Origin of the sequence: Streptomyces sp. NBC_01244, from assembly GCF_035987325.1 — a bacterium.
In the GTDB taxonomy this organism is placed as follows: Bacteria; Actinomycetota; Actinomycetes; order Streptomycetales; family Streptomycetaceae; genus Streptomyces.
In genome coordinates this window covers 7,110,954-7,128,904 of the sequence record NZ_CP108488.1, presented here as the reverse complement: position 1 = coordinate 7,128,904, position 17,951 = coordinate 7,110,954, and the positions used below count along the sequence as shown (strand labels likewise).

17 protein-coding genes are annotated in these 17,951 nt (G+C 68.3%); 8 read left to right on the top strand and 9 right to left on the bottom strand.

Annotated elements, in window-relative coordinates:
• The first annotated feature begins 4 nt into the window (after positions 1-4).
• From OG247_RS32035 to OG247_RS32020, 4 genes are all read left to right on the top strand, one after another.
• A complete protein-coding gene (locus OG247_RS32035; RefSeq protein WP_327255442.1) occupies positions 5-1,726 on the top strand; it encodes a relaxase/mobilization nuclease domain-containing protein in 1,722 nt (573 codons plus the stop codon).
• A 42-nt stretch (positions 1,727-1,768) separates the two neighbouring features.
• Positions 1,769-2,263 (top strand): hypothetical protein, encoded by a 495-nt coding sequence (locus tag OG247_RS32030; protein ID WP_327255441.1) that lies wholly within the window; start codon positions 1,769-1,771, stop codon positions 2,261-2,263.
• A gap of 86 nt (positions 2,264-2,349) precedes the next feature.
• Positions 2,350-3,048, top strand: a complete 699-nt coding sequence (locus OG247_RS32025; RefSeq protein WP_327255440.1) for a hypothetical protein — start codon at positions 2,350-2,352, stop codon at positions 3,046-3,048.
• 338 nt (positions 3,049-3,386) lie between these two features.
• Positions 3,387-4,325, top strand: a complete 939-nt coding sequence (locus OG247_RS32020; RefSeq protein WP_327255439.1) for a phosphotransferase family protein — start codon at positions 3,387-3,389, stop codon at positions 4,323-4,325.
• 5 nt (positions 4,326-4,330) lie between these two features.
• Here OG247_RS32020 and OG247_RS32015 read toward each other — a convergent pair whose 3' ends face one another.
• From OG247_RS32015 to OG247_RS31995, 5 genes are all read right to left on the bottom strand, one after another.
• Positions 4,331-5,113, bottom strand: coding sequence for a phytanoyl-CoA dioxygenase family protein (locus tag OG247_RS32015; protein ID WP_327255438.1), 783 nt, complete (start codon positions 5,111-5,113; stop codon positions 4,331-4,333).
• A 2-nt stretch (positions 5,114-5,115) separates the two neighbouring features.
• Positions 5,116-5,697, bottom strand: a complete 582-nt coding sequence (locus OG247_RS32010) for a hypothetical protein (protein WP_327255437.1) — start codon at positions 5,695-5,697, stop codon at positions 5,116-5,118.
• A gap of 76 nt (positions 5,698-5,773) precedes the next feature.
• Positions 5,774-5,968, bottom strand: coding sequence for a hypothetical protein (locus OG247_RS32005; RefSeq protein ID WP_327255436.1), 195 nt, complete (start codon positions 5,966-5,968; stop codon positions 5,774-5,776).
• Positions 5,969-6,129: 161 nt separating this feature from the next.
• The gene (locus tag OG247_RS32000) at positions 6,130-6,348 is read right to left on the bottom strand and encodes a hypothetical protein (RefSeq protein WP_327255435.1); all 219 of its coding nucleotides are present in this window, start codon (positions 6,346-6,348) and stop codon (positions 6,130-6,132) included.
• A 97-nt stretch (positions 6,349-6,445) separates the two neighbouring features.
• Complete coding sequence (locus OG247_RS31995) at positions 6,446-6,679, bottom strand: hypothetical protein (protein WP_327255434.1); 234 nt, start codon at positions 6,677-6,679, stop codon at positions 6,446-6,448.
• 505 nt (positions 6,680-7,184) lie between these two features.
• Here OG247_RS31995 and OG247_RS31990 point away from each other — a divergent pair.
• From OG247_RS31990 to OG247_RS31980, 3 genes are all read left to right on the top strand, one after another.
• On the top strand, positions 7,185-8,180 hold the full coding sequence (locus OG247_RS31990) for a hypothetical protein (RefSeq protein WP_327255433.1): 996 nt from the start codon (positions 7,185-7,187) through the stop codon (positions 8,178-8,180).
• On the top strand, positions 8,177-8,704 hold the full coding sequence (locus tag OG247_RS31985) for a GNAT family N-acetyltransferase (RefSeq protein ID WP_327255432.1): 528 nt from the start codon (positions 8,177-8,179) through the stop codon (positions 8,702-8,704). Before OG247_RS31990 ends, OG247_RS31985 begins: the two co-directional genes overlap by 4 nt.
• 175 nt (positions 8,705-8,879) lie before the next feature.
• Entirely contained in the window at positions 8,880-9,269 is a 390-nt protein-coding gene (locus OG247_RS31980; protein ID WP_327255431.1) for a hypothetical protein, read from the top strand.
• 115 nt (positions 9,270-9,384) lie between these two features.
• Here OG247_RS31980 and OG247_RS31975 read toward each other — a convergent pair whose 3' ends face one another.
• From OG247_RS31975 to OG247_RS31960, 4 genes are read right to left on the bottom strand one after another with little or no spacing between them, the layout of a single operon-like run.
• Complete coding sequence (locus OG247_RS31975) at positions 9,385-10,047, bottom strand: hypothetical protein (protein ID WP_327255430.1); 663 nt, start codon at positions 10,045-10,047, stop codon at positions 9,385-9,387.
• Positions 10,048-10,087: 40 nt separating this feature from the next.
• Positions 10,088-12,835: an RNaseH domain-containing protein gene (locus tag OG247_RS31970; RefSeq protein ID WP_327257714.1), complete on the bottom strand. Its 2,748-nt coding sequence runs from the start codon at positions 12,833-12,835 to the stop codon at positions 10,088-10,090.
• Positions 12,828-16,142, bottom strand: coding sequence for a hypothetical protein (locus OG247_RS31965; protein ID WP_327255429.1), 3,315 nt, complete (start codon positions 16,140-16,142; stop codon positions 12,828-12,830). Before OG247_RS31965 ends, OG247_RS31970 begins: the two co-directional genes overlap by 8 nt.
• A complete protein-coding gene (locus OG247_RS31960) occupies positions 16,132-17,235 on the bottom strand; it encodes a restriction endonuclease-related protein (protein WP_327255428.1) in 1,104 nt (367 codons plus the stop codon). Before OG247_RS31960 ends, OG247_RS31965 begins: the two co-directional genes overlap by 11 nt.
• 292 nt (positions 17,236-17,527) lie before the next feature.
• On the opposite strand from OG247_RS31960, the gene OG247_RS31955 reads away from it, so the two are divergent.
• Positions 17,528-17,938, top strand: coding sequence for a hypothetical protein (locus OG247_RS31955; RefSeq protein WP_327255427.1), 411 nt, complete (start codon positions 17,528-17,530; stop codon positions 17,936-17,938).
• The last annotated feature ends 13 nt before the right edge of the window (positions 17,939-17,951 follow it).

Genomic DNA, 17,951 nt, shown 5'->3' with positions numbered 1-17,951 from the left:
CGGCATGATCCCCAGGATCCACAACCGCGGGAAGCGCGCCATCGGCCTGCTCGCCTACCTGTACGGGCCGGGCAAGTACGAGGAGCACACCGACCCGCACCTGGTGGCTTCCTGGGACGACAACGCCCCCGACCCCGGCCGCGACCCGCAGGCCACCTTGAAGCAGCTCCAGCGCCTCCTCGACCAGCCCGTACAGAACGCTGAGGAGAGCAGCCGTCCCGCCCAGCATGTGTGGCACCTGTCCGTCCGCAACGCCCCCACCGACCGGATCCTGTCCGACGAGGAGTGGGCGGACGTCGCCCGGCGCATGGTTGCCGCCGCCGGAATCGACGACCCGGACCAAGGGGCGGGATGCCGCTGGGCGGCGGTCCGGCACGCCGACGACCACATCCACATCATCGCCACCCTCGTCCGCGAGGACGGCTACAAGCCCGACCTCGACAACGACGCCCAGCGCGTCCAGGACGAAGCCCGCCTCCTGGAAGCCGAACTCGGGCTGCGCCGCCTCAACGCCGGCGACCGCACCGCAGCCCAGCGGCCCACCAGCGCTGAGCGCCACAAGGCCGAGCGCGAGCACCGCGAGCGCACCCCGCGCGAGGAACTCCGCGAGACCGTACGCCGCGCGGTGGCCGGCGCCAGCAGCGACACCGAGTTCTTCGGCCGCCTCGCATCCTCCGGCCTCCTCGTCCGGAAGCGAGTCGCACCGTCCGGAGACCTTCTCGGCTACACCGTCGCCCTGCCCGACGACCGGAACAAGGACGGCGACCCAGTGTTCTACTCGGGCTCGAAACTCGCCCCCGACCTGTCCCTGCCGCGCATCCGTGAGCGCTGGAGCGGCATGCACAACGGGGCCGGGACCGACGACGGCACGAGGTTGGCGGCAGAGCCGGGTATTCCCAGGCCGGCATCGGCTCGCCGCCGCGCGGCCGGAGCCGTTTGGCAAGCCGTGCTGGTCATCGACCAAGGGGAGGACGGCGCGGTCGCCGCTCACATCGCCGCAGCCGGAGAGGTCTTGGACGCACTCTCCAAGACCTCCGCGGCGCATACACGCCGCGAGCTCCGCGAAGCCGCGGCAGCGTTCGAGCGAGCCTCGCGGTCGCACGTCCGAGCCGTACGCCACCACGACCGGGCGCTGCGGCAGGCTGCCCGCGACCTTTCACACGGCGGCCCGGCCCTGGGCCGCGGCGAGGACGGCGCCACCACGGCGATGGTGATCGACATGCTGTTCTTCTTGGTCACCGCCGCCGCGTTGTGGCACGCGAGGAAGGGGCACGCCCAGCAGGCCGCCGCTGCTCAACAGGCCGCCGGGTACCTCCGGACCGCTTACTCGAGTGCCGCCGACAGGCCCCTTGGGGTGTTGCGCGAACGCGGTCGGCGCCTTTCGCTTCCGGTCCGTCGCCGGCACGAAGCCGTCGTGCGGCAGGCGCTGCCTGACCTGGCCGAGCAGCTTCTGGCCGAGCCCGGATGGCCTGCGCTGGCCGCCACGCTCGCCGAAGCGGAGGCCGCCGGACATCAGCCGGGGCCTCTGCTCGCCGCCGCCGCGTCCCGCCGCGAGCTGGGCACCGCCGATTCCGTGAGCGACGTCCTGGTGTGGCGGCTGCGCCGCATGGCCGACCTGCCCGCCGATCCGGCCAAGGGCACTCCGCCATCCAGAGGAAATGCCCCCCGCCCGAGCAGTGCCCGCCCCGCCGCCGAACGGCCCTCACGCCGCTCGCCGGGCCTGTGAACGTTTGTTGAGTAGAACCAGGTCACGCCCCCGAGAGAGGGTGTGACCGTACACGCGGACCACAACCACCCGGAGGCGCACATGTTCCGCAGCAGACGAACCCGACAGGACCGCTCGGTCCGCGAGTTTCAGGCGGAGGCGATGCGCATGGCCTCCGCCGCGCAGGAACCGGCCCACAACGGTGCGGTCCGCCCGGCCGGTGCGGCCGAGACCGGCTCGGTGGAGATACCGGCCGGCCTGTGCGTGCCGGCGCCGGAGCAGTTCGCCGGGACGATGATGCGCTACTGGGCGCCGCTGTCCGTGGACGGGGAGGTGATCGCCTGCACCGAGTGCGGGGCGTACCGGGACTGGTTGGTGCTCAACAGCGGTGACCGTGTGTGGGTTCGCTGCCGCAGCGCCCACGAGACGCTCGTCCCCGGTCTCGACGGGGACTGGTACGCGCGGAACTCGGGGCCGATCGAAGGGGTCTTCGGCAGTCGGGAGGACGGGCTGACGTCTTTCGGGTACGACGGCACGTTCGCGGGCGCGATCCTCTGACCTCGCTATTCGGCATCACCTCCCTTGGAAGATCACCATCGCCAGGGGGTACCGTCGGCCCGCACACACGCACGGGGGGATCACACATGCGAAACCACGGCTTCATCCTGCTCGGATTTGCGGCAGCGGCCACGCTCACGCTGGCAGCCTGCTCGACCGGCAGCACACCGGAACTCGGCTCCTTCGGACCCCGGCAAGCGAGCAGCCCCAGCACCACGCAGCAGGGCAAGATGGCCGCGCCGCTCTCGGCCGACCAGCTCGGGCCTCGTCTGCTCGACATCGTGGACATGGGCTCCGGCTACCGGGTCCAGCCGCAGCAGGACCCGAAGCACGACGACATCGCCGTCGTGGGCTGCCCGGCCATGGAGAAGCTCGGCGGAGCCGCTGCCGGAGGGGCGCTCGACTTCCCCACCCAGGCCAAGGTCACCTTTGCCTATAGCGGGTCCGGCGACTCCGAGGTGGCCGAAGAGATCTACACCGACACCGAGGACAAGCTCTCCTCCGGCACCCGCACCATCTTCGACGCGATGGCCGCCTGCCCGAAGTACCAGCTGGCGTCCGGCAGCACGCCCATCGACGTCACCACCCAGAAGGTCACCGCTCCGGAGCGCGGCGATGAACGGTGGGCAACGGTGATGACGCTCACCAGCGGCGGCCGGACCACCATGATCAAGCAGGTCGCCGTACGCTCCGGCACCGTCCTGGTCGTCCTTTCCGGAAGTCCCGGCCTGGTCGACACGCACCTCGGCAAGGCCCTCGACAAGGCCTTGGCTCCGGCCACCTGATCCCGCACTAGCTGGCACCCCGTTTCTCCAGACGGGGTGCCGCCCTGCTCTTCCGGCAGACGAACAGAGCACAACGATGCCCCCGTCGGAAGCTCCTGCTGGCGAGGGCTTCGGCATTTCCGACCTTGCGGGTTTTGGGTGTTTTGAGCGCCCGCCCTCCTGATCACGCTGGAGAGCGGGGCGCGGCCGTGCGGATCAAAGCGTTGTGGTCGTGGGGTACACGGATGCCCAAGAGATAGCGCCGCGGGCGGTGGCTGAACTTCAGCGCGGCGTCTTGCCCGGCCGCTAGCCTGCCGGAAGCATCTGTTTCCCCGGCAGCCGTTCCCAGGGAGTACCTCGTGTCCGTAACTTCTGTCCGGCCCGAGTGGGCGTCCCTTCCCTCCGATGCGCGTGAATACGTGGAGCTCCGGCTGGGGTCGCGGGTGGCCGACGTGGTGGCGTGCACGGGCGGCTTCACCCCGGGGGTGGCGTCCCGGCTGCTCCTGGACGACGGCCGGCGCGTATTTCTCAAGGGCATGAATTCTGACCACCCGTTCGCCCCGCAGTACGCGGACGAGATCGCCGTGACGTCGGTGCTTCCTGCCGGGGTGGGGCCGGGTGTCGTGTGGTGGGCTGCGCCGGAGGAGAGCGGCGGCTGGTGGTGGCTGTGCCTTGAGGACATCCCCGGCGCCGTTCCCGTGCTTGCCCCGGGCTCCGCGGACACCGTGGCGGTGCTGGCTGCTGTCGAGGAGGCGGGCAAGCTGCTGACCCCGTCGCCGCTGGACGGCGCGAAGCCCATCGCGGACCTGATCGGCAGGTGGCTCACCGGATGGTCCTTCCTGGCCGGGCAGGTTCCTAGTGATCTCGACCCGTGGGCGGCGCGGCACTTGGGCACCCTTGCCGCGATCGAGCAGGACTGGCAGCAGGCCGCCGAGGGGAACACGCTGCTGCACTGGGACCTGCGGCCGGACAACATGCTGCGCCGCGAGAACGGGCGCGTCGTCATCATCGACTGGTCGTACCAGAACCAGGGCGCGGGATGGATCGACCCGGCGGTATTGGTACCTCACCTCATCATGGACGGGCACTCGCCGGCCGAGGCCGCGGCCGCGGTGGGTCATCTGCCGCAGCCAGAGGACCCGCAGGTGCTGACCGCGTTCGCCGCAGGTCTGGGGGGCTACTGGGAGAAGTCGTCACGGCGACCGGCTCCCCCAGGTGTTCCCTTCCTGCGAGCCCACCAGGTCCGGGCCGCCGAGGCAGCGCGTGCGTGGCTGCGGCACCGGACCGGGTGGGTGTGACGGGTCTACCCGTAGGGGCCTTTGCCGTGCCGGCCGAGGAGTCGGGCAACGCGGGCGGAGGCCCCCTCGAGTACCCCGTCAGGTAGCCGGTACCCGATGAAGGGGTAGAAGCGCTGGCTGATGAACCTCCTTCCGTACGCGGTCGTCAGCAGGTACCGGGTGCGGTCGGACTGGTTCGGCGCACCCCGGTGCCAGGTCTGGCTGTTGACCAGATAGGCGTCACCGGCTCGGGCGAGCAGTGACGTGGGCGCGCCGGGGAGGTCGGAGCTGTAGGGAGGCCGTCGGCCGGACAAATGGCTCCCGGGGATGACCTGCGTCGGCCCGTGCTGCACGTCGTCGATGTCGCTGAGGGCGATCATGACGTTCAGGGCGAAGCACGGGATGGAACCGACGGCCGGAACGGTCGGGGTGTCACTGAGGAACGGGAAGAACAGGGCGTCGTCGATGTGCCAGTTGATGATGCCTTTCCCCGGCGGGATGCGGAGCGCGTTCTGGGCGATCACGTGGCAGTCCGGTCCCAGAAGCGCTTCGACCAGGGTCACAAGGGGCTCCAGGTCGATCATCTCGCGGAACGCCGGGTCGCATTCGAAGACGCGCATCATGCTCACGTCGCCGCGCAGCAGGTCGAGTTCTTCGGGTGCGGCGTGGACCTGCGGGTCCTGGTAGCGCTGTTCGGTCAGGACCCGCAGGTGCTCGGCCGCATCCACGGGGATGATGGACGGCAGGACCACGAATCCGTTCTCGTGGAACGCCTCGGCGGCCCGCGCGAGATCATGCGGCCCGTTCACGGCTACCGGCCGCTGGCCACAGGGATGTCGGCGTAGTCCTCTTCGGGGACCTCCGGGGCCATGTGCAAGGCTCCCACCCAGATCCGGTGACTGAAGTCCTCGAACGGTTCGGTGTTGAGCATGAACCCGTGCCACACCATGTCGACGGGGCCGGAGGGCGCGTTGTGCTCGTTGGGGTAGAGCATCGTCAGCGCGACGTACTGGCGGAACTCCTCGATCAGCGGGATCGCGTACTTCGCGAAGAAGTAGTCCCGGAACTCGATCGCCTTCTCGTCCGGCACGCCCTCGAAGTCGCCCTCCGACCGGTTGAACACCAGCCACTGCTTCATGACCTCGGCGGCCCAGTACCGGCAGTGCTTGTCCCACTGGCTGAACCACAGCAGCAGGGGCAGTACCTGCTCGTTGTCGAACAGCCGGCCGTCACGCAGGAGCCTGCGCGGGCTCATGCCCAGCAGCAAAAACCCCATGTCGTACTCCTCCAGCAGGCGCAGCCGCTCGCGCAGGCCGTCGTCCATGTCAGGCATGGCCGCGAGGCACTTGTCGAGGATGGCGCCCGGTTCGGCCACCAGCTTGATCTTGTCCACGTGCACTCTCCGTCTCTGTGAGGGGCCGGGCACCATGAGCGGCACCCGGCCTCGGTTCACTGCGTGGCGTGTGCGGTTACGCGGGGGAGCCGGTCGTGACCGTGGCGACGGGCGGGGTGACGCTGTAGCAGTCGGAGCACGTCTCTTCACCCGAGGGCCAGTGCCGGTCGTCGCGGACGCCGAAGACGTCGGCCATGCGCTTCTTCGTCTGGTGGTAGATGGGCGCGTAGCCCTCGGCGGTGATTTCGTTGGACGGAACGTGACCTCGCATTTTTGGTGCATCCTCTCGGTCGTCGTTCAGGACCACCGCCAAAGAACCTGGCCTCGGCGGCGTATCCGCCCGCACACCGACGATCAGTTCGGGTACGGGCAGAAGTCTCGTAGTAGATCCGCTGGCCCTCATCGCACGTAAGGGCGTTTCCGGTCAGTGGATCAAGCCGGTACCAGGGCATCCCGGCGTAGCGCTTCGAAGCGGCGGGCGAGCAGGGACACGTTCGGCTCTCTGGTCGGCGACGGGCGGCCCAGTCCCTTCGCCCACGCGATCTCGGCGCGCATGGCCTCGGCCCGGATCAACCCCAGCACCAGGTCGGCCTCGATGCGCAGGCGAACCAGATCAGCCGGGGCGATCCGCAGGGTGCGTACGTCGGTCATGTCGCCGTCCAGGGGTGGGTTTGGGTGATCTCCACACACCGCTCCGGGCTGGGCGTACGGGCCAGGGCTTCTTCCGGCAATAGGCGCAGAGTCAGGCTCACCGGCTGGCAGCTTCCCGTACGGCTCCCGGGGCGACGATCCACTCTGTGCCGCCGTCCTCGGGCCGCAGGAACACCGCGCACGGCACTATCCGGCGGGTCTGCGGGTCTTCCCACGAACCGATGAACGGCACGATCGCCTCCCGATCCTTCGCGGCGTCCGTGACGCGGGCGCCCTCACGCAGCCATGCGGGCAGCGACTGGTGGGACGGCGGACGGTGCGTGGTGGTCACAACGCTCTCCTCCTCGTCGGGCGAGCCGTCCCGCCCGCGACGGGGGCACGGGCGGGACTCTCCTCGTGCTTCCGCCGGGCAGGGAGTCCGGACTGCCCGGTGACGATGTTCAGTGAACGACTGCGGCGGCCTTGAAGACAGGAAGGGTTGGAGGGCTAGACCACGTACACGACCGGAAGACTTTACCCGCGCTTTGCGATCGGCCTGTCCGCCAAGTGACGCTGCGGCTACGGTCGGTGGCATGGGCGACAACACCGTGTTGAGGCAGCGGTTAACGGACCTCGGCTTAACCCAGGACGAACTCGCAGGTCAGATGAACACGGCCCTCGAAGTGCTCACTGGCCGGCCGGGGGAAATCTCCGCGCGGACCGTGCGGAACCTGCTGAACGGCACCACCCGGCGCCCGATCGGGCGTACGCGGGCCGCGCTGGAGCGGGTGTTCGCCTGCCCGGTAGCGGACTTAGGGTTCGCCCCACCCAGTACAGCAGCACCCCGGGAGGACCCCGTGCTCCGCCGAACTTTCATGGCCGGTATCACCGCAGCCGTAGCCACCCCCACTGTCACCCCCACCGCCAACTCCCGCCGGATTGCCACGAGCGACGTGGAACGCCTGCAGCGACACTTCGCCGAGATCATCGCCAGCGACCACCGCCACGGCGGACAGCTCGGCATCGAGCAGCAGGCCGCTGCGATGTCCGGTAGAGCCCTGGCCCTCCAGGAGACGGGCAGCGCCAGCCAAAGGGTTCGGGGGCAGGTCTACGCCTCGGCGGCGGCGTTCCGGTCCTCCGCTATGTGGGCCGCGATCGACGGCCGCCGCTTCGACGACGCGATCGGCCACATGCGCGAGGCCCAGGCCCTCGCCGAAATGTCCGGGGACGCGTTCATCAAATTCCGCATCTGGTCCCACGCGGGGACGATGTACCGGCACATGGGCCGCCCGGCCGATGCCGCTGCCGCCAACACGGTGGCCCGGGGGCTCTCCCTCACCCGCCGGGACCCGATGTTCGCCTCCCTCGGGCTGGCCCGTCACGCCGCCATCCACGGCGCCGCAGGCGACCGCATCGCCGCCCGGCGCTGCTTCGACCAGGCCCAGGACGCCATGAACCGCGCCGACCCCCACGCACAGCGGCCCGTGTGGATGAACGCCTTCTACGACCAGGCCGAACTCGACAGCCTCGCCCTGTCCGCGTACCTCTCCCTCGGCGACTTCGCCCGCGCCGAATTCCACGGCCACCGCTGCCTCGCCAGCCTGCGCCCCCACATGCACCGCTCCAAGGCCATCGCCACCACCCGCGTCGCACGGGCACAGCTCGAACAGGGCGACGTCGAACCGGCCGTGGCCACCGCCATGTCCGTCCCCGCCGACCAGGCCGTGATGCATCCCCGCGTCGTCGGGATGCTGCGCACCTTCGGCTCCCGCCTGGAGCAGATCGCCCCGGACACCACACCCGCACACACCTGGACCCAGTACGTCCGCGAGACCCGGAGGACACCCGTATGACGATCCGGCTGCGCCGGTACACCGACCTGGAACAGGCCGCCGTGCCGCTGATCGCGGTGTACGCGAAGGTCCGCGAACCGCTGCTGCACCTGCCGAACTACTCGGTGCCCACCTTCGCCGACCGCTTGGACCGGCACGGGCGGGAGCCGGGGTTCGTGGCAGTGATCGCCTTCGACAACGATGGGAATCCGGTCGGGTACGCGTACGGCAACACCGTCGAGGCCGGCGACCGGTGGTGGACCCGAGCGGAAGGCGTCGACCCGAAGCACACCGTCGAACCGGTCCTGGCCCTCAAGGAGATCGGCGTGGTCGTACCTCACCGGGGGACGGGCCTGGCGCGACGCATCCACGACAGACTCCTCGCCAGGCGGACGGATACGGCGGTGGCGCTCATGGTGAACCCGACCGCTGGTGACGGGAAAGTACAGCAGGTGTACGAGGGTTGGGGCTATGAGGCGATAGGCAGCGCCCAGCCCTCACCAGACTCCCCGCCGCTCGTGATGATGTTCCGCCCGACCCGATGACGCCATCGGATCCACACGTGGTCGCCGCCGTGCCCCCCGTACCCGGAGCAGCAAATCTCCGCCGGGGGACATCGTTGTGCTGGGATCGGCCCCTTGATCTCTCGGTCGTCTCAGTGTCCGCCCCTCGTTTTCGTCTCCGCAGGCACCCCTTGGACCACACCACCAGGAGGAACCAGTGTCATACCCGCAACTGCTCACCCCGGAGGAGAAGCTCGCCGACGCGAAGAAGCTGTTGAGCCTCCCACGTATCGTCGTGATCTGCGGCTCCACCCGCTTCATGACCGAGATGACCGAGGCCGATCTGCGGGAGACCAAAGCCGGAAGGATTGTCGTCAAACCGGGCTGTGACATGAAGTCGCCGCACGAACTTTGCTCCGATTCTGTCGAGGCCGAGGCTCTGAAGGTTCGGCTCGACGATCTGCACCGGGCGAAGATCCGGCTTGCTGATGAGGTGCTCGTCGTCGGCGACTACATCGGAGACAGCACCCGAGCCGAAATCGCCTACGCCCGGTCGCTAGGCAAGCCCGTGCGGTTCACGCACCCCGAAGTCGACCCTGACGCCTGACCGCCCGCTGCCACCTCGACAACCACGGCCGGCAGCCCGCCGCCTGACCGTCTCGCGGTGGCTTCGGCCGCCGCCCACCCCACACCCTCCGCAGGCATCCCTTGGAATTGATCATCTAGTTGTTTGGGTCGTTGCGCGGTCCGCGTGGTAAGGCATTGGCCGTCGGTGCGGATCGCGATTGGTGGTGCGCGAGCGTGACGTCGTTGCCTTTGGGCGTCAGCCGGTAGGACCAGGGGCTGGCCTCCTCGATGAGGTGGAGGCCCTGAGGTCCGAGTTGCCGCGCCGCGGCGCGGCCGACGCTGTACTTGGCAAGCCCGTCGGGTCCAGCCTCAGCGATCTCTTGGAGAGTTTCGGCGATCCACTGCGGAAGAGTGGTGGGTTCTGTCCGCCGCTGCTCTTCGTTCGTCCGGGCGGCTGCACGTCCAGCTGAGGTGAGGCGGATCTGTGTTTGCGTGGGGTGTCCGGGGAGCGTGTCGACTCGGATCTCGCGGGTGCGGAGCAGGCCCCGTCGGCAGAGTGCGGCGAGTGTGGCTCCGGCCCCCGTGTCGCGCAGGCCTTGGGTGTCTAGGCGCTGTTGGCAGACGGTGGGACCGGCGCCCGGGTGCTTCGTGTCATAGGGGATCCAGCGCCAGGTGTCGGCTGGGTCCCGTTGCAGGCTTCGGTGCCACCGGCTGCGCTGCTCGTGTTCGGCCTCTTGGTCGAGCTTGTAGAAGACCGCCAGGTAGCTCCGCTGGCGGTCGTTGAGTTCTGACCAGCGTTGGCGGGCGGCGGGTGTCATAGGGGCGCGGCCCGTGCGGGGGGCTTGGGGCGGCAAGGTGTCATCCGTCGTACTCGGTGATGGGTTCGACGAGATAGTGCGGCAGGATGTGCTCGCTCACGGTGTGTGCGAGGTGAAGCACGGCAGGTAGTGCGAGTGGGTCGGAGAAGTGTGCTGCCTCGTATCGCTGCTGGTGCACAAAGGCGGCCCATGCAGCTGGGTCGTCGTCCTGGGCATGGCAAGCAACGAGGAGCTCCAGCAGCTGGGGGTTCCAGACGTCCGCGAGCGTGTCGTGCTTCACGCCGTAGATCTTGTTCTTCTCCTCGTCTTTGCCCGTGCAGCCCCAATGGGCTTCGATGCGTGAGCCCTTCGGGGAGCCGTTGCCGGCTGTGGCTGGCTTCTTGGACGTGCTGAAGAAGTGCCGGGGCCGGTGCGGGTCCGCCCAGAAATGAGAGCCGACCCCAACATCGCCGTCTTTGCCTCCCTCGGTGAAGCTGAAGTGCTGGCTGGTTTCGTCTCGCACATTGGTGCGCAGCCGGATGTGGCGCAGTCCCTTGCGGCGGTCGGCGGGGACGGGGCTACCGGCGTCGAAGGCGAGGGAGTCCGCTGCCAGCTTGCCGTTGGTGAGGCCGGGGCAACTGGAGCGCAGGTTCTGCGCGAGAGTCAGCAGGGCGATAGGCGTGCCATCGCAGATCTCCTCGGTCACTTCTTGGAAGAATGCCTGAATCCGTTCGTGGGCGAGCCGCCGCTCGATGTCGAAGTCGGTCAGGGTGAGCAGACCTTGATGGAAGGGCATCCAGGCTTCGGCGTGGGGGAGACGGATCCGGGCGAAGGGCTCGTCAGGCGTGTGGGAGACAGCCAGGGGCAAGAGGGCACGGCTCTCCTTGTTGCGGCGTACTACCCACAGGCCCACGGTCGTCACGTCACCGAGGGGACTGGTCTTCGTGCCGGGTTCTGAGGGATGGGTAAGCAGCCCTGTCTGGCGGACGAGTAGGTCCATGACGGACTTGGCGGCGCGCTGGCGACGGGTCGCCGCGGTTTCCTGGCCGGGAAGGGGGCCTGTCGGCTTGGGCGGTGTGATGTTCTGGGCAAGTACACCGATGGAGGCCGCTGCCGCTTTGACCGCCTGCTTGGGGTCATGTTCCGCGCTGTTGTACGCGTCCGCGTCGGGCATCTCGATCAGAGCGAATCGCTGCCGGTTCGAGGGCTCCGGCAAGCGCAGCCGCTCGATGGTGCGGTCGCGGCGAGGGGCGGTGGCCTGGCGGACCCGGTCCGTGCGGTTCTTGATGGTGCTGTCGACCTGGAGTGAAGAGGCGATCTCGCCCACAGGCTGCGTCCCGATGATGACAGGGATGTCGCCTGTCTCCAGGGCGTACTCGTGCCGAGAGGGTTTGCCCTGGTCCTGCGGTGGGTGGGGCGCAGGCGTGCCGAACGCCGTGTACAGAGTGGTGAGCAGCTCGTCTCGCATGACTGCGGTGTCCCAAAGCACTTCGACAGCGATGCCGTCAGGTACGGCTCGGGCGAGGGCAGGCTGATCGATACACAGCAGCTGATCTGCCGACGGTCGGGGCCGCACCGGGACGGGAACGCGGCGCAGTGGTTCCTCGGGCTTGGCAATGTCAGTGAGGGCGGTTGCGAGCTGTCGGAAGATCTGCCAGCGGTCGCGGGCTGAGGTGCCCTTGCCGACGGAGTGCTTGGCGTTCTTGCCCAGCCCGTCACGGAAGGGCACGCCGGCGAGCGGTGGTTTGCCGTCGGTGGGCTTGAAGAAGGCGTAAGGGTCGGCGGCCAGTTCGGGTGCCGCGGGGAGGTAGCGGCGTGATGTATAGCGCGCCAGTGTGTCGGCGAGCACGTCATCCCACACCATCTTGCCCTCCTTCTTCCCTCTGGGCCCCGGCTGCCACTTCATTCGCGCCCGTCCGAAGGGACTGGTTGCGTTGGCCCAGGGGGATGGAGTGAACAAATAGGCGGTGATGGCGCGCTTTCCGTCCCAGACGTTGCTGCGTGCCCACCGCCGAATGCCGACACGGGCGTGCAGCAGGTTGTCCGAGCGCAGATCCAGCGCGTGGTTCTGTGCGGTCAGGCGCAGGGTGTATGACCACGGATACGCTGTCTTGTTCTCGCTCTCGTACGTGTACGGGGGCCATGAGATCAGTTCGGCGCCCTCATCGCTCACTACGCGCCGCCACCTCGAAATGCCGTACGTCTTAAGTTCCTTTGGAGCGCCGCTACTGTCCCACTCCCAGCCGGAGTGCTCGACCTGCCAGCCGCTGGCGACGAGTTGGGTGGCCACCAGGTTCGGCAGGATGCGGTACTCCACGTCACGGAGAACGTCGTCCTTCGGGACGTGCAGCTCACGGAGCTCGCTGCGAAGCTCGTCTGCCTTGAAACCGTCCAGGACGGAGGCAAGTTCCGTGAGATCTACCGGTTCTGGGCGGCCGCGCAGGCGGGCCTTTTCATTCTTCGCGAGGGCGGCTACCACCAGCCCGCTGCGTACCAGTTCGACGATCAGGTCCGTATCCGGCTGCGGGCTGCCGTCCTGGTGGTTCCATGCCAGCCACACCCTGCCCTGCCGTCCTGAGCTGTCGCCGACGAGCACGTGGGGAAGCAGCGCGGCGATACCGGTGGTCACGGCCCACAGCGGTAGACCGTGCCATTCCTCTTCTTCGTCGTTGCCCCGGTCACGGCGGAAGACCCGCTTGTGCAGTTCCCGTGCCCAGAGCTGGGGGAAGTCGTAGGCGCGATATGTACCGAGAGGTTCGCTCTCGGTGGGCTTCAGGATGAGGGACATGCGCTGGAGGCGGTCATACATCGCCACGGTATTGCTCCAAGAGGTTGTGCAGGCCGTGCTTGAGCGGGAGGTAGAGGGGGGTGGCGATCTCGGCATGCGGCCCCGACATCGCCTCCTCCAGAGCCCGGTACATGCCCAGGAGGATGCTGTCATCGCTGCGCGGAGCGAAGGCTCCGTCGCAGAAGTAGATCCGGGCCCGGGCCGCGCCACGGAGCATGCGGCCGGCGATCTGGTTGAGCGGAGGGATGTTCGTCCAGTCCATCGCACGCCGCTCAAGCGCTCCGGTGAGGGCGTAGCGCACCGGTTCTTCCAGCCGGTCCGCCCACCGGCGGTGGGCGATGCGCTGAAACATCTCTGCACGCTCTCCCAGCGTCGCGTCCGGCAAGCCCGCGGACGGCATCCCATTGCGGATTTCCTCCACACCCCACCGGTTCATGGACTCGATGTGGTAGCCGAGGTCCTCGGGATGCAGATGCGGGCGCACCAGATACAGGGCGGCGCCGAGCGCGGCGACGTGATCGTCGTTGAGGATGTTGTGGCCGCGCTCGATGGCAAGCATGGGCGTGATCAGGATCCAGACGTCCTGGTGGCTGGCGAGCGTGGACACCCTGCTGCGGGCGAGCGAGCCGTGGTCCCAGTGATGGGTGCCCCGGTCGTCGTCCGGAACCATGTGCATGATCTGGCCCGCCCACTCGGGCCGCAGTTCCACCAGCTTGCGGTGCGCCAGCTTCGCTTCCTGGTAGTTCCCTACCAGGAGCAGCAGCCGGTGACGGCCGGGTTCAAGGTCGTCCCTGATTCGTTCAAGCGTGCTGGGCCGCACTCCGCGCGGGCCGGGCTGGGCCGTGCAGAAGTCGACGAGGATGTCGGAGAGGGCGGCGGTGCGTTTGTCGCCGAGCTTTCCTGAGACCTTGCGCTCGTAGGAGCGGCCGTCGGGACCCTTGCTGATAGAGGGCAGGTAGAAGCACTCGATGCGCTGGTCGACGGGGACGGCTTCGGCGGCGTGGGAGGTAAGAATGCCGGCCACCGGCACCTGGACGTCGTAGCGCGGAGAGGTCCCCGCCCAGCTGGTCGCCGACAGCAGCAGCACCCCAGGGCGAGGCTGCCCGTCAGCCAAGCCGCCGAACAGATGCGGAAGGCTGAGCAGCAACCACCGGCCGATCCCACTGCAGCGGAAGAAGCTGAGCGTGCCCAACTGGTCAGTAGGCGCGTGCTCATCTTCCCGGTACTGGAAGCCCAGCAAGTTCCCCATGGGGCTCTCGGGCACCAGCGGCAGATACTCGGCCGGCGGGCGGTGCACCAAGCTGGAGGACATGCCTTCCGCGCCAGTCTCGCTCTCCACCTCCCAGCTGTACCGGGTCAGGTGGTCAAGCTGCTTGGCCAACAGGGCGACCGTCATGGCGACCTGGAAACGAATGGCCAGACGACGGCGTGGCTCGCCGTCGGCGACGATGACGTCGCAGTCCTGGCACAGCCAGTCCATCAGCTGCTGCGTGATGTGGCCGGTGTCGTCGTATCCACGAGCAGAGATCTCGCTCAGGGCAGCGACCCTAGGGTCGCTGCCCTGGTAGAGCCCACCAGGGTCGGTCAGCCACTGACGCAGAACCGACCGCCACCGGGCGAACAGCTCCTCGTCGACCTTCCAGCGCGGCCGCCCTTCGGCGCCCTCCGCCTCCTTCGGCGGCCGCCTGGAAATCTCGACGGCAAGCTGCACACCCAATCGCCACTCGTTGAAGTAGCCCTCGCGCAGCCATTCCCGCACGTGCCGATGCTCTCCCAGCAAGGCTCGGAGGCGGGCTACGAGCATGCCGGCGGAGTTGATCGAGATCGACCACTGGCGGACCGTCGAACTGGTCGTGAGATGCTTGCCATGGTTGGCCCGGTTGTGCTGCTCGAACAGCGGACGGACCTCATCGAGGTACGCGTCCTTGCCAGGGCCTGCCAGCGTCTGGGACGGGCTGAAGATCTCGTCCAGCTGGATCTGCACGCGATCCGCCTCGTCGAAGGCGAAGACGTCACTGCGTTCGTGAGCCAGCTCAAGGTACCGCTTCGACTCGTCGGTCAACTGCGCCGGCACACGGCAGTGCAGCAGGCTCGGTGCCGTGGCCACCCAGATCGGGGCATCGACCAGCGCGCGTGCCGCCTCGTGCCGCCCGCACGCGTAGAACAGCGGGCACGCACACCGTCCCCGAATGGCCCTCTCCTTCGACGTGGCCTGGTCATCCTGGACAAGCTCCAGCCGCCCGAAGCACGGCGCGTCCCCCAGGGCCAACGGGGCCGTAAGGTCCGGCAGCGTCCCTTGCATCGGGCAGGCCGTCGACACCCAACGAAGCCGATCGTCCCGCAGCAGCTCCACTCCGACCGTCGTCGGGTCCGGTGGCCGGTGCAGCTGGCGCAGATGCTGACCGCGCGTCGACGCGCCGAGGATCGGGGCCGCCGAGCCCGGTGCATAGCGGTTCAGGTCGCCCACCATGTTCAGCATTGCGATCACGTCGCCCAGCACCAGCGTCATCGTGTACCGGTGCCCGGCCGCCCACACGGCCAGCACAGTCAGCAACGTGGTCTTGCCGACCGCCGGCATACCCACCAGGTGCAGTACGTCCTCGATGTGCAGCCGTCGCGCCGGCCGAAGGCCACGAGGCCCGCGAAGATGCAGCTGAAGGTCCCGGATCCGTCCGTACCAATTGCAGTGGCGTCCCGCTGCCGCATCCACCGCGTCCATCTTCCTGGCGGTCGCCAGCAGGGAGGCCCAGTTGAACTTCATCTGCCGTCGACGGCGCAGGCCAGCGTGGCCTGCGCATGGGGAGGGCACGAGCCACCTGGGAAGACGCACGCGGTGCCGGGTGCCATCCGCACTGAACGTGTACGTGGTCTCCGGCTCCGCCAGCCGTACCGGCTCGCGCCTGTGCTCTGGGGCACGGGCCAGCGCCTCGGCGTACGCCGCGAGCCGCTCCCATCCGTCGGACAATTCACGCTGCACCGGCGGACAACCGGAATCCTTGACGATGAAAAGCCGCAGATGCTCTGGAAACTCCCCATACGCTTCGAGGGCCTCGTACCAGTCCTGATCCTTTTTGAGCTCCCCGATCAGCCAGCGCACCGAACTGTTCATCGCCGGAGCGCCGCCCTCGCCAGGCCTGAAGTCGAACCCCTTCAGCAGAGCCCACACATCCCGAGCGGCAGCCTGAGGAGCCCAGACCGATAGCGCGTACAGGCCGAACTCCACGGTCAGCGCACGTCGCAGCTCTGCCTCGCTCGCACCGGCTTCCTGCGCGGCCTTCCCCAGCCGCTTCACCAGCTTCCGCCGCCACTCGGAACGATCACGGGCCACAGGTGACCACCCCAGATGCGCCGAGGTCAGGGCACTGCTGGATCAAGTCCTCGATGGTGATGGCCTGGACGTGAGGTTGGGCCTGGAGAGCCGTGCTGTGCTTGCGCAGGATGCGCAAGTACTCCTGCCTGCCTCGCGTCCGATCCTGCGGAACCGCCACGAACCCCTTGTCGTAGGCGTACGGGTGGTTCCCGGACCACTCCGGAAACTTCTTGATCTTCCGGGCGAGGAGGAAGGGATTCCTCCAGTCCTTCACGTCCACACCGATCGCGAAGCCACCCGGCCAGGTCGCCACAGTGTCCAGCGCGTCGTACCCCGGCGAGACCACGACCCGAGCCCCACGCGCCGCCAGCCCCTCGGCGAGCCGCAGCTCTGCCTGGCCAGGCAGAGCGATATAGCCTACGAGGTCCCCCCGCAGGCGGTACGCCCCCTCCGCATCCCTCATGCTGGGAATGGAACCGTAGCGGTGCCCGGCACACCGCCAGCTCGGACACACCCATCCTTCACCACCGTCCCGCGACATCCACTGGCGGCACCTCGGGCACACCGCGATCCAGCCATCAACCGTGCCTTCGGAAGGGACTGGCTCGTACGACTCGTCGAGCCACACCGCCCAGGACGGAACGTCAAGGAACCGGTTGCGCTGCCGAATCATCTCTGGGGCCGACAAGACCGACTTCTCGGTCAGCAGCATCCGCCAGTGCGCGTACAACTCGGGCCGGCCCAGCGCCCTGGCCACGTCCTTCACGTGATTTACCAGTGCGCTCTCATGAACATCGGCCACCAAGTCACGGGTCGCACGCACCCACTCCCGGCAGAACTCACTCGGGACACCATCGATCAGTAGCAACTCGCCGTCGGCCTGGGCATCCGGATCGAACACGAGAGGCCAGTCCCGCATCGGCCTCCCAGCGCACCACGAACAGACAAGATCCGCGACCCCCACTGGCGCCTCCAGCCCCTGCCGGGCACAAGCCACTGCAAGCCGATCCAGCCCAAGCTGCAGCCGGTCGTCGTACGGACGGCGCCGATCGACCTGCCCCCACCAGCCCGAGAGGCTGCTCAACCCGGAAGCCACGAGGCTGAGCAGCACCTCCGACTCCCGCTCGGGGCTGTTGCGGCCCGAGTAACCAGGAAGGGATTCCAAAATTGACACAGCGGCACGTTAGAAGGAGGTCGCGGGCCAGGGTGAATGCAGGACCGATACTCTCCAGCGGGATCCACCCATTTGGCCGCCAGCGGCGAACCTCAAACCCCCACCAGGCCCGCGATCTGCTGACCGCTATCTCCTATGTCGGCGGATACCGGCGGGCCGTGGCCGCCGGCTGGTCGGGCTGTTCGCGGGCATGTACTGCGCGGGCCTGCGCCCGGAGGAGACGATCGCGGTGGCGCTGCCAGACTGCCGCCTGCCGAGGACCGGCTGGGGGCGGCTGATCGTGCACCGCACCCTGCCGCAGGCAGGCAAGCCGTGGACCGACACTGGGCGTTATCACGACGGACGCGAACTGAAGAACCGCCCGCCCGGCGAGACTCGCGTGGTGCCGCCCCCACCGCAGCTGGTGACACTCCGGCACGAGAGCGTCACCACGTTCGGTACGGCCGACGACGGCCGGCTGTTCTTCAGCGAACGCGGCGGCATCCTCAGCTACACCGCCTACCACTATGTGTGGCGCGAGGCCCGCGCTCTGGCGCTGTCTCCGGCTCTCGCGGCCACTCCGCTCGCCAAGCGCCCGTACCCACCCGTAACGGGCGCTTCAGGGGCGCGGTCATCCCAGAAGGCTGCGCGGTCAGCGTGACGGTGTGAGGTCC